We start from the raw sequence: 12,899 nt of genomic DNA, 5'->3' as shown, positions 1-12,899 counted from the left end.
ACCCACGGGTCGCGCCCTTCTGGCGTCCCCGGGTCCGGTGGACACCGAGGAACCGTTCAGGACGAGCGTGGCCCCATGTTCACGCTCGTCCTGACAGCTCTGTGCCCACCAGGGGGCGACGGGCCCCTACACCTTGACGCCCAGGTTCTGCATCTCGAGCACGAGTCCCTTGATCGCCGCAGCGGGCACCTGTCCCCCGCGCTCGACGAGTGCCGCGACCGACGCCGGGATCTCGGTCTCCGAGCACAGGATGAGCGGGGTGTCGGCCGCCGAGTCGGGCAGCCGCCCGTGGGTGCCGCGCACGTAGGACGCATCGAGCGGGACGGTGCTCATGGCGTAGCGCAGCCCGACCTTCTTCTTGACGAGGTTGAGCCCGGCCTTGGCCTTGGCCAGCGGGTCGGCGGGGTCGAAGAACAGCTCGGCCGGGTCGTAGCCCGGCTTGCGGTGGATGTCGACGCCGCGCGCGTACTCGGGGGCGCGGGCGTCGTCGAGCCAGAAGTAGTAGGTGAACCAGGCGCCCGGCTCGGCGACGACCACGAGGTCTCCCGAGCGGGCGTGGTCGAGCCCGTAGCGGGCCTGCGCCTCGCGGTCGAGGACCTCGTCGACTCCCGGCACGCCCCGCAGGAGGTCGGCGACGCGCGCGAGCCGCGAGGGGTCGTCGACGTAGACGTGCGCGACCTGGTGGTCGGCGACCGCGAACGCCTTGGACGTCCACGGGTCGAGCTGCTCCTTGCCGTCCTGGACGTAGACCTCGAGCAGGCCCTCGCGGCGCAGGATGCGGTTGAGGTGCACGGGCCGGTTCGCCTCGGCGATGCCGTACTCGGAGACGACGACGACCGCGATCCCGTTGTTGGCCGCGTCGTCGAGCAGCGGGGCCAGGACCGTGTCGAGCTCGGCGGCCGCGGCGTCGGCCTCGGGAGAGTCGGGGCCGAACCGCTGCAGGTCGTAGTCGAGGTGCGGCACGTAGGCCATGGTCAGCTCGGGTGAGTGCGTGCGCAGGACGTGGCGGGTCGCGTCGACGATCCAGGCCGAGGACGCGATCGCGGCGGTCGGGCCCCAGTAGGTGAACAGGGGGAACTCGCCGAACCGCCCCGTGAGCTCGTCGTGCAGCGCGGGCGGACGGATGTACGCGTCGGGCGACTTGCGCCCGTCGGCGTGGTAGATCGGCCGGGGGGTCACGGTCACGTCGGTCGTGGCGCCCATGGCGTACCACCAGCAGACGTTGGCGGTCCGGTGGTCGGGGTTCGAGCGGCGCGCGGCCTCCCAGATCTTCTCGCCCTCGACGAGCTTGTTGTGCTGGCGCCACAGGAACACCTCGCCGAGCTCGCGGAAGTACCAGCCGTTGCCCACGGCCCCGTGCTGGGCGGGCGCGAGGCCCGTCATCATGGTGGCCTGGACGCTGCACGTGACCGCGGGCAGCACGGTCGCGAGCTGGGTCTGCCAGCCGCCCGCGGCCATCTGGCGCAGGCGGGGCATGTGGGCGAGGGCCTTCTCGGTGAGCCCGACGACGTCGAGCAGCAGCACGGGCTTCATGCGGGGACTCCTGAGGGTGCGGGGACGTTCACGGGGGCCACCGGGCCGGGAGCAGCGCCGGGGGTGAGGAGGTGGTCGGTGGCCCAGCGCAGCTCGGCGGCGATGCCGGCGACGAGCGGCTCACCGGGCTCGTCGGACGCGAACGCCGGCGAGTCGGGCGGCAGCACGGCCCACGTGTAGGTCTCGACGTCGAGGTGCGCCTCGTCGCCGTGGGGCGCCGCGCGCACGGCCTCGACGGCCGCGCGGAGCACGTCGGTCGTCGCGCTCAGCGGCGCAGCGGGCTCGTGGTGCAGCGGCACGTGGAAGTGCACGCGCCACGGCCCCTCCCCCGGCAGCCCGGGCCGCGCGCCGCCGTCGCCCAGCGCGTCGGGCAGGTCGTCGACGGGCAGCACGTCACCGCTCGGCGCGAGCTCGCGCACCTGGTGGATGTAGCGCTTCTCGACGAACTGCCCGACGGCGGCGCGCGCCTCGGGCGCCGAGGGCTCGGCGACGTGGAGCGCGGCCGAGGCCTGCACCTTGACCACGCGCAGCCCGGCCTCCGTGATCCGCGCGACGGCCGCGGCCGGGTCGGCGAACGAGACGGCGAGGTGGCACGTGTCGAGGCAGACCCCCACGTACGCGGGGTCTATCCCCCCGGCACGGGCCTCGAGCCACGTCACGACGTCCTCGACCGTGTCGAGCACGCAGCCGGGCTCGGGCTCGACCGCGACGCGCACGACCTTGCCCGTGCGGGCAGCGAGGTCCCGCAGCCCGTCCGAGAGGTCCTCGAACGCCCGGGTCGCGATCGCGTCCTGCGCGGGCGACCAGGGCTCCCCGCCCGGCTCGCGCCACGCGAGGGGGAGCGTCGAGATCGACCCGTCCACGCCGTCGGGCAGGAGGGCCGCGAGGACCTCGGCGCACTCGAGCGTGTAGGCGAGCCGCTCGGCGTCGGCCCACGTGGGCGAGTAGACCGCGAGCTTGACGACGTCGTCGTGGAACCCGCCGTAGGGGAACGCGTTGAGCGTGTGCACCTGCAGCCCGTGCTCGTCGAGCGCGGCCCGCAGCCGGGCCATGTCGTCGGCCGCGCGCGGCGAGGCCGAGAGCCGGTGCGCGAGCGAGGCGGGCAGCCACAGCCCGACCCCGAGCACGTCGAGCCCTGCGGCCTCGCGCACGGGACCGGCGTACCGGGCGAGCTGCTCGACCACCCCGTCGAGGTCCTCGGCGGGGTGGACGTTGGTGCAGTAGGACAGCAGCATCAGACCCGTGCCCCGCGCAGCACCGAGCTGCCCTCGAAGCTCGCGCCCGGTGCGGGCGCCTCGCCCTCGACGAACCCGGGCACGGGGTCGAGCAGCAGGTTGCCGGACTGCCCGTAGAACTCGACGGGGTTGCGCCACAGGACCTTGTCGACCTCGTCGTCGGTGAACCCGGCCGCGAGCATGGCGCGCCCGGTCTTGAGCGTCTTGAGGGGGTCGGAGCGGCCCCAGTCCGCGGCCGAGTTCACCAGGACGCGCTCAGTGCCGTGCTCGAGCAGGATCGAGACCATGCGGTGCTCGTCCATCTTGGTGTCGGGGTAGACCGAGAAGCCCATCCACGCGCCGGCGTCCTTGACGAGCGCGACGTTGGTCTCGTTGAGGTGGTCGACCACGACCATCCCGGGTGTGATCCCCGACTCGCGCACCACGTCGAGCGTGCGGTGGGTCCCGACGAGCTTGTCGCGGTGCGGGGTGTGGACCATGACCGGCAGGGCCGCGTCGATCGCCATGGCGAGCTGGCGCGTGAACGCCTCGTCCTCGGCGGGGGTCATCGAGTCGTAGCCGACCTCGCCGACCGCGACCACGCCGTCCTTGGTGAGGTAGCGCGGGATCTCGTCGAGCACCTCGGTGCAGCGCGGGTCGTTCGCCTCCTTGGGGTTGAGCGCGATCGTCGCGTGGTGGCGGATCCCGAACTGCGTGGCCCGGAACCGCTCCCAGCCGAGCAGCGCGTCGAAGTAGTCGACGAACGACCCGACGGTCGTGCGGGGCTGCCCGAGCCAGAACGCGGGCTCGACGACGGCGCGCACGCCTGCGGCGTACATGACCTCGTAGTCGTCGGTCGTGCGCGAGGTCATGTGGATGTGGGGGTCGAAGATGCGCATCAGGCGTCCTTGCTGTGGTTCGCGTGAGAGGTCGTGGGTCCTGCGGGGGCGTCGGGCGTGCCAGGGCTGCCGGGGGCCTCGGGGGCGATGCGCGCGACGTCGTCGGGCACGACGCGCCCCGCGGCCCGGCGCTCGGCCGCGAAGTCGCGCGCCATGCGCGCGAGCTCGTCGTCCGCGCGCTCGTCGAGCGCGGCGACCGCGTCGAGGCTCACGCCCATGAAGACGAGCTTGAGGACCGCGTGGCGCCACGCGTGGTCGTCGAGGTGGGCTGCCGCGAACGGCCCCACGGCCGCCGCCACGAGGCTCTGGTCGTTGGCGCGCAGGGCGTCGGCCGCGAGCGCCGTCCCGGCGCACGCCACGGCCGGTGCCAGCCGTTCGCCGGGCTGCCCCGCCAGCGTGAGGGCGTCGAGCCCGCGCAGCACGCCGCGCCGCTCGGGCGTGTCGCCGCGCTGGTAGGTCTCGGTCAGGCGCGTCGCGAGGGACTCGCCGTCGGCGGGCAGGACGCTCGCGAGCGCGACGACGAGCCGGGCACGCGCGGCGTCGTCGAGCGTCCCGTGCAGGACCCCGGCAGGGTCCAGCTCGGGGTCGAGGGACGTGCGCCCCACGGCTCGCCCGGCGCGTGCCAGGTGCCCGACGGCGGCGCCCGGGTCCTCGGCGATCTCGCCGCAGGCCGTGGCCAGCCAGGCGGTCTGCTCGTCGGTGAGCAGGCCTGCGAGGGCGTCGGGACGGCCGGGACCGGGGTTCGTGACACCCGGTGCGTCGGTCAGGTCGGGGGTGGTCATCGGAGTGCCTCCTGGGGTGCGGATGCGGTGGTCGTCGGAGAGGTCGGGTCGGTCGCGCTCCACGCCTCCCAGGCCTCGGTCATCGCGGTCATGCTGCGGTGCGCGAGCCCGGGGGCGTCGTACGAGTGGCGGGGCAGCTCGACGGCCGCGACGCCCGTGTAGCCGATCTCGCCGAGCGTGCCGAGGGCGAGCGACAGGTCGAGCTCGCCGTCCCCGAACGGCAGGTGCTCGTGCGCGGTGTGCCGCATGTCGTCGACCTGCACGTTGAGCAGGTGGGGCGCCGCGGCGAGCAGCGCGCCGCGCACGCCGTCGGGCTCGACGACCACGCAGTGCCCGAGGTCGACCGTGACCCCCAGCTCGGCGGGCGACCCGACGTCCTCGCGCAGCCGCAGGGCGTCTCCCACGGTCTCGACGAGCATCCCGGGCTCGGGTTCGAGCGCGACCCGGACCCCGTGCTCGCGGGCGTGGGCCACGACGCGCGGCACCCGGGCGAGCAGGCGCTCCCAGCCGGCCTCCGCCGTCGTGCCCGCGGGCAGGACTCCCGAGAAGAACGACACGCACTCGGCGCGCAGGCCCGCCGCGACCTCGACCGCGCGGCACAGGAAGCGGACGCGGACGTCCGCGAGGTCCTCGTCGGGGTCCAGGAACGTCGGGTGGTGCTTGCGGAACGGGTCGAGCAGGAAGCGGGTGCCGGTCTCGACGACCACGCGCATGCCCAGGTCGTCGAGGCGCTCGCGCAACCGGGCGACCTGCGCGTCGGCGTCGTCCGCGAACGGGTCGAGGTGCGGGTGCCCGAGCGTGAGCGCCACGGCGCCGTAGCCCTCGTGCGCGAGCACGTCGAGCGTGACGTCGAGCGGGTGGTCGGTGAAGCCGTTGGTGCCGTAGCCGAAGGTGAAGGGCGGTGCGCCGGGGCTGGTGGAGTGGCTGGTCGACGGGCTCATGACTCGCTCAGTCCCGGGTTCGGGCTCGTGCTGCGCCGGTTCCTGGCACGCAGCGCGCGACCCACGACCTCGACCGCCGCGAGGACCGCGACCGAGCCCAGGCTCCCGCCGCGTGCGGCGAGCGCGGCCTGGAGCGGCACCATCGAACGGATGCCGGCCTTGGTCGCCGCGAACGCGTTCGCGGCGTCGGGCGCACCGACCGCCCGCGCCTGCTGCGGCAGGCACGAGGCCGCGTAGACCCCGGCCGACGCGAGCGCGGCGAGCACCGGGACGACGGCGCGTGCGCGCCGCCCCGCACCGGACCGCCCGAGGGCGGGCTCCGCCGTCGGGCTGGAGCGCAGCGAGCGCAGCGCGCCGACCGCCACGGCTCCCGCGACCCCGACCGTCCCCGCCGCCACCGCGGCCGCGACGGGTGGGGTCGTGCCGTGGACCTCGCCGCGCGAGAGGACCGTCACGCCCGCGGTGTGCACCGTGAGCGCAGCGGCCGCAGGAAGGGCAGACCTCACCCTCCCTGCGCCCGCGCCCATGAGGACGTCGAGACCACGGCAGGCCGCCATGACGACCGGACCGGACGCGTGGTTCTTCGCGACCAGGTCGTACGTCCACACGCTCGCGGCCAACGGGACCGCGAGGACGAACGATCGTCGCCCTCCCCCGGCCGCCGCGAGCGTCAGCCCCGCAGCCGTGAGGCCCGTCGCGACACCGAGCGCCTGCGTGGGCGAGACGCGCCCCGAGGGCAGCGGACGCTCGGGACGCTCGACCGCGTCGAGCTCCCTGTCCGCGTAGTCGTTGAGCGCCATGCCGCCCGCGTACAGGCAGGCCGAGGACAGGGGCAGCAGCGCGAGCCGCCACGCCCGCACGTCCCCGGCACGCGGCGTGCGCGCCGGGCCGAGCCGTCCACCCGCAGCCGCTCCCGCCAGGGTGTCCCCCACCACGGACAGGACCGCAGGAGCACGGACCAGGTCGAGGTAGTCGCGCAGCGTCACGGCTCGTCGACCCCAGCCTGTGCGGCGTCGGCCTGCGCGCTCGTCCGGTGCGCCCACACACCCAGCACGCGGGACTGCTCGGCGAACGAGTGCACGTCCGAGCCCCACGGGTCCTTGAAGAAGAAACCCATCTCCGGCACGGGACCGGACAGGCCCGCGGCGTCAGCGAGCGCCAGGAGACGCGCCAGGTCCAGGACGAGGGGAGCCGCGAGCATCGAGTCGTACGCGCTCCACGTCGTCTGGAGCGTCAGCCGCGAGCCCAGGAAGCCCTCGACGTGGATGTGGTCCCACGCGACCTTGATGTCGCCGAGGTCCGGGACGTTGTCGATGTGCAGCGGCGTGACCGTGCTGCCGGTCAGGTCCTGCAGGCCGCGGTTCTTCGACACGAGCTTGCTCTGGACCGCGTGCGGGTCCGCGAGCGTCGCGCCGTCGCCGCCGCCCAGCAGGTTCGAGCCCGCCCAGGACAGGACCCGCAGACCGCGGGCCGTGATGGCCGGCGCCAGGACCGAGCGCAGCCACGTCTGCCCGGTCTTGCCGTCCTGGCCCGCGAACGGCACGCCACGCTCGGCCGCGAGCGCGTGGAGCGCCGGGAGGTTCATGCTCGCCGAGGGGGTGAAGCCCGCGTAGGGAGCCCCTGCGAGGAGCGCCGCGTACGCGTTGACCGAGCTCGCGGGCAGGACCTCGAGCTCGGGGTCCTCGAGGGCCGCGCGCAGGAGGTCCAGGTCCTCGAGCTCGGGGGCCGGCGCAGGCAGCGGCTCGGTCGAGGCGAGGTCGACGACCACGACGCGGGCCAGGCCGTGGCGCTCGCGGAAGTCGACGATGTCGGCCGCGAGCGCCTCGGCCGCGGCGGCCTGGGAGCCCGTGCGGTGGGCCGCGTCGTAGCCGGGGCGGATGTCCGCGTCGACCGCGTCGAGCTGGGGGCGCACGGCCTCGAGGAGGCGGTAGGGGATCATGCCGGCCTCGACGAGCTGCTCTGCCTTCTTGCCCAGGGGCGTGTCGCTGATGTCGTGGCCGCCCACGACGAGGTCCGCGAAGGCCGGCAGGGCGACGTCGTCGAGCGGGGCCTGCGCGGTGACGCAGCCGGTGGGGGCGGAGAGTCCCGAGGCGATCGCTGCCAGGCCGAGGGTCGCGGTCGTGGCGACCGACCCGCGGGCCCCGACGAACCAGATGCCGGTGCGGCCGTGGTTCCACGTCGACTGGTGGGCTGAAAGGTGCATCGTCGCTCCTGGTCCCGTCGACCCCGGGGACCGGGGCCGATGTGGCGAGCCGAGGGCCTCGTCGCCCTCGACGGGCCTGCGAGCCCGGGGCGGGCGCACTCTCGCTGCTGCGGGGGCGTGCTCCTGCTGTCCGGGCCGAGGCCGTGGCCTGACCCTAACCCCCCTTTTGTCGATGGTCAATCAAAAGCCGGAGGGTTCTGCCGTGGAGTCCTGGAAACGGCAACAAAAGAAAGGGTGCCGGGAGCAACGCTCGTCGCGTCACCCCCGGCACCCCCTTCGCCTCGACCGGCGGGCGGGCGGGGACGTCGCCGTCGGCCGTCAGCCCACGGACGCGAAGTCCAGCTCGTCGTCGGCGACCGCGACGACCGACCACGCGTTGCCCTCGGCGTCGCTCAGCTCGTACGACGGCACCAGCACCGCGCCGCCGTCGTTCTGGTAGTGCACGGCCCAGCCCAGGCGGGCCTCGGTGATCGTCACGTCGCTGACGGGCCAGGAGATCGCGGCGCCCTCACCGGCCGTCGGTGGCACCGTCGGCTCGGTCGGCTCGACGGGAGCCACCGCCGAGTCCTCCATGATGCCGACCTGCCCGTCCCGGGCGTAGGCGATCATCCCGGAGCCCGCGAACCGCGGGTCGCCCAGGCGCTCGACCGCCACGGTCGGGCTGACGACCGGGTAGTCCCCGATCGACACCGTGGGGGCGAGCGACCCGTAGAGCGACGAGAGCCCCGCGCCCGAGTACGTGAAGTTCCACGCGAGGCCCGTGCGCTGGCCCTCGACGACCTGCGCCGCGGTGACCGACACGGCCCTGCCCTCCTCCTCGAACCGGTCGGTGACGAGCTCGTACCCCGCCGGGTCGACCCCGAGCGAGGTCAGGACGTCCCGCGCCGCGGCGATCGCCGCGTCGGCCGTGGGCGCCTCGCCCAGGTCCGCCTGGCCGCACCCCGCCTGCGGGTCGACCTGCATCTCCTCGGTGCTCGGCGAGCCCGACCCCACGCCCGGGTCCACGAGCACGCAACCCCAGGGGTCCTTGGTCGGGTCGTTGAACGACACGCTCGCCTGGCCGTCGGGCTGGAGGTTGACCCCGGGGCCCGTGCCGTCGTTCGCCCCGACGACCCACGCCCCGTACTCCTGCCGCGGCTCGCCCGCGACGCCCAGCGCGGCCGCGACGCGCGCCGCGGACTCGGCCGAGAACACGCCCGCCGCGTCGAGGGCCCACGCCGGAGCCGAGCCCTCCTCGGTCCCCAGCCCCGACGCGGTGAAGACCGTGCGACCACCGAACCCGCCGAACCCGAGGCTGCTCATCTTGCTGTCGGCCGCCAGGCTCGACGCCGCGCCTTCCTCTGTCGCGGGCGCCTGCAGGGTGATGGGTGCGTCCGCGGTCGAGGCGCTCGACCCGGCCCCCCCGCCGCTCGCGCTCCCCAGCGCGTACCCGCCCACGCCGAACGCGAGCACGCCCGCGACCGCAGCAGCGGCCGTGAGCGGGAAGCGGCGACGACGCCGCGCGCGGTGCACGGCCAGCTCGTCGGGCAGGTCGGCGTCTGCCGCCTCGACCTCCGGGGGCAGCGCGCTGCCGCCCGACGACGGCAGGACCGTCCGCGGTGCGGCCTCGCTCGGGGCCGGCGCGCCGGACAGGTGCGCACGGACCGTCTCGTCCTTGGCCGCGATGGCCCCCAGGTCGGGGGTCGCCGTCGCGGCCGGGTCGGCGTCGCGCACGCGCTCGTACGCCTCGTCGCTGGGCTCGGGGGCCGGTCCAGGGGTGCGGTCGTCGGTGCTCATCGGGAGCCTCCAGCTCGTCGATCCGGGGGCCCGGATCCTCTACCTCGTCTGTGTCGTCAGCGCTCCGGGTCTTGCACCGGGCGAAGCGTCGGCGTCGCCGTCCGGGCACGGACCTGCACGACCGGCACCTCGCCCGTGTCGCCCGCCCTGGCCTGGGCGGCCCAGGCCTCGCGCAGGCGCGACCTGGCCCGCGACAGCGCCGCGTCGGCACCGCCTCGACTCACCCCGAGGATCTCGGCGAGCTCGTCCCCGGAGACACCGTCCCAGGCGTTGAGGAGCAGGATGCGGCGGTCGCGGGACGAGAGCGCCGCGAGCACCCGGCGGACGTGGTCGTCACCGAGCGCGAGGGACATCGGGTCGACGTCGTCGGGCTCCTCCGGGACGTCGGCCACCAGGACCGGGCGCAGCTTGCGCCGGTGGTTCGCGAGGACGAAGCCCGCCGTGCGGTAGAGCCACGGGAGCTCGGCCGCCTCGGGGACGTCCGCGCGGCGCCGCCACGCGGTCGCGAAGACCTCGGCCGTCAGGTCCTCGGCGTCCGGGCCCGCCCCACCGACCTGGGCGGGCAGGCGACGGCGGAAGTACCGGTACACCGCTGTCGTGTGCGCGGTGAACAAGGCCTCGAACCAGGCGTCGTCGCGGGGCGGGGGCGTCACAGGGGCTCCAGGTGGGATCGCCGGCATCATCACCCTCCCTGTGTCGTGGCCGGGCGACTCCTTGCACCACGACGCGGTCCGAGTGCCCTTCCAGCCACGATCATGCCTCTACCCTGGGCACATGAGCGCCCCCGACGCCGCCGTCCCGACGCCGCAGCCCGCCACCCGTCCGACGAAGCGCAAGGGGCGCACGGCAGGGTGGGTGATCCTCTCCCTGTTCCTCCTGCTCGTCGCGCTCCTCGTGTGCGGCGCGCTCCTGGCGCGCGACGCGCTCGCGGCCCGCTCCTCGCTCACCGAGGCGATCGAGAAGGTCCCGGCGGTCGAGGAAGCGCTGCGCTCGGGGGACGGGGGCGCTGCCGAGGCTGCGCTGGCCGAGGTCCAGCCCCTCACCGCGGACGCGCGCGCCAGCACCGACGGCCCGCTGTGGTGGCTCGCAGGTCGCGCACCGTTCTTCGGCGCCGACGTCCGCGCCTTCTCGACCGCGGCCTGGGCGCTCGACGAGATCACCCAGAAGGTGCTCCCGCCGCTCGCAGCCGCCGCGGCCACGGTGTCGGAGGGCGGGGTCCAGGTGCACGACGGCACGGTCGACCTCGCGCCGCTCACCGCCGCGGCCCCGCAGATCGAGTCCGCGGCGGGCACCATGACCGCGGTCGTGGACCGTGTCGACGCGCTCGACGTCGCGGACCTGCACGACGAGCTCGCCGGGCCGGTGGTCGACCTCCAGGACAAGGTCGACACGCTCGACGGGCTCGTCACGACCGCGCACCGGACCACGACCCTCCTGCCCGCGATGCTCGGTGCCGAGGGACCACGGACCTATGTCGTCATGGCCCTCAACAGTGCCGAGCTCCGCGCGCCCGGCGGCATCCCCGGCGCGTTCGCCGCGATCGGCACCGACGACGGGACGATCACGCTCACCGGGCAGGCCTCGACCAGTGCCGTGGGTCCGTTCCCCGGAGGGATCCGGCCCCTGACCCCCGCCGAGGAGAACCTGTTCGGTCCGAACCTGGCGACGTACGTCCAGGACACCGTCCTCACCCCCGACTTCCCCACGGCCGCCCGTCTGAGCGCCGACATGTGGACGGCGTCGCAGGGGCAGGAGGTCGACGGCGTCCTCACGCTCGACCCCGTCGCGCTGTCCTACCTGCTCGAGGCGACCGGGCCGGTCGACGTCGCAGGGACCACCATCGACGCGGGCAACGCCGTCTCGACCCTCCTCTCGGACGCCTACGAAGAGCTCGATCCCGGCGAGGAGACCGACGCGTTCTTCGCGGCCGTCGCGTCGTCGGTCCTGTCGGTGGCCCTGTCGGGGAGCACCGATCCGGCGAGCCTGCTCAGCGCTCTTCAACGAGCATCGAGCGAGCACCGCATGCTCGTGTGGTCGGCGCACGAGGACGAGCAGGAGCTGCTCACGGACACGGTCGTCTCGGGTGACATCGACTCCTCCGAGCGGGCCGCGGACACCGTCGGCGTCTTCTTCAACGACGCGACCGCAGGAAAGATGGACTACTACCTCGACTCGAGCGTCCAGCACGTGTCGAGCGAGTGCACCGCGTCCGGGCGCTCCGACACCTTCCGCGTGGACCTCACGTCCAACGCCCCCGCCGACGCCGCGACCGACCTGCCCTGGTACGTGACCGGTGGCGGGATCTCCGGGACACCGCCGGGAAACATCCGGACCGACCTCTTCCTCTACCCACCGCGCGGTGGACGCATCGTGAACACGACCGCCGACGGGACGTTGACCGGCAGCAAGGTCGTGGAGAATCACGGCCGCGCCGTCGCGATGCTCCAGCGCGAGCTCTCCCCGGGACAGAGCACGAGCGTCACGTTCACGGTCACGAGCGGCGGGACAGGTGGGACGAGCACCTCGTCGAGCACCGGGCAGATCGACGTCTGGTCGACTCCGACCATCCGTCAGGGAGGCCTTGCCACCATCGAGGTGCCGGTCTGCGGGTGACGGAGAAGATCACGGCGGAGCAACAATTCTCCGCCGACAGGTTTTCACCCCGGACACCCGTCCATCTGGCACCTGATAGTCGATACCCTGACAAGCCAGGGTCCATTGACGGTACCGACGCGCACCAGAGCTTTGACCCTCCCATTCATCGACCGCCACGAACAAGACTGGTGATGACGCCATGAGCACATCAAGGACCACACTCTGGGCGCGAGGACTCGTCGTCGCAGGGCTCGTGGGTGCGACGGCTCTCGTCGGCCCCGCGGCGAACGCTTCCAGCGAGACCCCCGCCCCGACCCCGACCACCGGCGACTACGTCGAGACGACGCCGCCCCCGACGATCGACCTCACGGTTCTCCAGCCCGTGTGCGACGGCGACGTGCCCTATCTCGTGTACGACGTCGACGTGACGGGCACGCCGAACGAGACCGTCACCATCACCTGGCTCAACCCGTCGGGCGAGAACGTCGTCCAGGCCGGGCTGCCCCTCTCCGGGCGTGTCCTGTGGCCCGGGGCCACCGTGAACGCCGCTGGCGAGCCCACGGGCTGGCCGGGCTGGGTGTTCGAGGACGGTGAATGGGTCGAGGGAGGCAGCTTCGGCTGGGTCCGCCCCACGGTCGACGTCCTGTTCCAGGTCAACCCTGAGACCACGGTCTCCGTGGCCTACCCGCCGTCCAGCCCGAACTGCAACACGAACCCGCCGGGCAAGACGACGCCTCCCCCGGGGACGACCGTCGACGGGAAGGTCACGACCGTGGCCAACGTCTCGGACTCCCAGGGCGGCCTTGCGGAGACCGGTGCCACCGTCGGCAAGTTCGTCGGTATCGGCGCGGCCCTCCTGCTCGTCGGTGGCGGCCTCGTGCTCGTCGCCCGTCGCGGTCGCAAGGGCAACGCCTGACGAACCCCGCAGAGCACGAAGGCCCCCGGTGTTCATCACC

The 12,899-nt window shown here is 74.0% G+C and carries 11 protein-coding genes; 2 read left to right on the top strand and 9 right to left on the bottom strand.

From position 1 onward, the window contains the following. Positions 1–126 precede the first annotated feature (126 nt). The 9 genes from ACFWFR_RS11615 to ACFWFR_RS11575 form a co-directional block, all read right to left on the bottom strand. A complete protein-coding gene (locus ACFWFR_RS11615) occupies positions 127–1,533 on the bottom strand; it encodes an alkaline phosphatase family protein (RefSeq protein WP_377623068.1) in 1,407 nt (468 codons plus the stop codon). Beyond that, positions 1,530–2,768 (bottom strand): metabolite traffic protein EboE, encoded by a 1,239-nt coding sequence (gene eboE, locus ACFWFR_RS11610; protein WP_377623067.1) that lies wholly within the window; start codon positions 2,766–2,768, stop codon positions 1,530–1,532. The genes ACFWFR_RS11615 and eboE overlap by 4 nt, the downstream gene beginning before the upstream one ends. After that, on the bottom strand, positions 2,768–3,646 hold the full coding sequence (locus ACFWFR_RS11605; RefSeq protein WP_377619177.1) for a TatD family hydrolase: 879 nt from the start codon (positions 3,644–3,646) through the stop codon (positions 2,768–2,770). The genes eboE and ACFWFR_RS11605 overlap by 1 nt, the downstream gene beginning before the upstream one ends. Beyond that, positions 3,646–4,428 carry an EboA domain-containing protein gene (locus tag ACFWFR_RS11600; RefSeq protein WP_377623066.1) on the bottom strand — a complete coding sequence of 261 codons (783 nt, stop codon included), beginning with the start codon at positions 4,426–4,428 and terminating at the stop codon, positions 3,646–3,648. Before ACFWFR_RS11600 ends, ACFWFR_RS11605 begins: the two co-directional genes overlap by 1 nt. Then, the gene (locus tag ACFWFR_RS11595) at positions 4,425–5,369 is read right to left on the bottom strand and encodes a sugar phosphate isomerase/epimerase (protein WP_191802140.1); all 945 of its coding nucleotides are present in this window, start codon (positions 5,367–5,369) and stop codon (positions 4,425–4,427) included. Before ACFWFR_RS11595 ends, ACFWFR_RS11600 begins: the two co-directional genes overlap by 4 nt. After that, entirely contained in the window at positions 5,366–6,355 is a 990-nt protein-coding gene (locus tag ACFWFR_RS11590) for an SCO3242 family prenyltransferase (RefSeq protein ID WP_377623065.1), read from the bottom strand. Before ACFWFR_RS11590 ends, ACFWFR_RS11595 begins: the two co-directional genes overlap by 4 nt. Continuing rightward, positions 6,352–7,572, bottom strand: a complete 1,221-nt coding sequence (locus tag ACFWFR_RS11585) for an inositol-3-phosphate synthase (protein ID WP_377623064.1) — start codon at positions 7,570–7,572, stop codon at positions 6,352–6,354. Before ACFWFR_RS11585 ends, ACFWFR_RS11590 begins: the two co-directional genes overlap by 4 nt. Before the next feature lie 318 nt (positions 7,573–7,890). Then, complete coding sequence (locus ACFWFR_RS11580) at positions 7,891–9,348, bottom strand: hypothetical protein (RefSeq protein WP_377623063.1); 1,458 nt, start codon at positions 9,346–9,348, stop codon at positions 7,891–7,893. Between the two features lie 56 nt (positions 9,349–9,404). Then, positions 9,405–10,001 (bottom strand): RNA polymerase sigma factor, encoded by a 597-nt coding sequence (locus tag ACFWFR_RS11575; protein WP_377623062.1) that lies wholly within the window; start codon positions 9,999–10,001, stop codon positions 9,405–9,407. 121 nt (positions 10,002–10,122) lie between these two features. Here ACFWFR_RS11575 and ACFWFR_RS11570 point away from each other — a divergent pair, with 121 nt between their 5' ends. Continuing rightward, a complete protein-coding gene (locus ACFWFR_RS11570; RefSeq protein WP_377623061.1) occupies positions 10,123–11,961 on the top strand; it encodes a DUF4012 domain-containing protein in 1,839 nt (612 codons plus the stop codon). Between the two features lie 181 nt (positions 11,962–12,142). Further along, on the top strand, positions 12,143–12,859 hold the full coding sequence (locus tag ACFWFR_RS11565) for a peptidase (protein ID WP_191802148.1): 717 nt from the start codon (positions 12,143–12,145) through the stop codon (positions 12,857–12,859). The last annotated feature ends 40 nt before the right edge of the window (positions 12,860–12,899 follow it).

Source organism: Oerskovia sp. NPDC060287 (genome assembly GCF_042726775.1).
GTDB classification, from domain to species: Bacteria; Actinomycetota; Actinomycetes; order Actinomycetales; family Cellulomonadaceae; genus Oerskovia; species Oerskovia merdavium.
Note: the sequence above shows the minus strand (reverse complement) of the source record. Positions and strands in the feature narration are given on the sequence as shown.